Origin of the sequence: Xylophilus sp. ASV27 (genome assembly GCF_016428875.1) — a bacterium.
Taxonomy (GTDB): domain Bacteria; phylum Pseudomonadota; class Gammaproteobacteria; order Burkholderiales; family Burkholderiaceae_C; genus Xylophilus.
On the sequence record NZ_JAELTO010000308.1, the window covers coordinates 1 to 394 of the forward strand.

At 71.1% G+C, this 394-nt stretch carries 1 protein-coding gene and 1 pseudogene; both read left to right on the forward strand.

The genetic code is table 11. The features are described from left to right. A pseudogene (locus JHD63_RS24655) lies at positions 1 to 216 on the forward strand (hypothetical protein); the annotation flags it as partial. Beyond that, the coding region (locus JHD63_RS23035; protein ID WP_198973139.1) for a hypothetical protein at positions 209 to 394 on the forward strand (186 nt) is incomplete at its 3' end. The pseudogene JHD63_RS24655 and the gene JHD63_RS23035, both read left to right, overlap by 8 nt.

Below are 394 nucleotides of genomic sequence, written 5' to 3' on the forward strand. Positions count from 1 at the left end.
CCCCCCCCCCCCCCCCCCCCCCCCCCCCCCCCCCCCCCCCCCCCCCCCCCCCCCCCCCCCCCCCCCTCTTTAATCCCCCCGCCACCACCGACCTCTACACTAGGTTCTCTTCGTCGGCAGCGTCAGATGTGTATAAGAGACAGGTTCCGCAGGCCAGGCACAGCCGCAACCAGATCAAGCGCCTGGCCATGCTGCAAGGAATGCGGTGTTGTTTGAGGTGTTCACGCAAACGCTGTGCGAACACCTTGAGGCGGTGTCTTATACACATCTCCGAGCCCACGAGACCGTACAGGAAATCTCGTATGCCGTCTTGGGGGTGGAAAAGGGGGGGGGGGGGGGGGGGGGGGGGGGGGGGGGGGGGGGGGGGGGGGGGGGGGGGGGGGGGGGGGGGGGG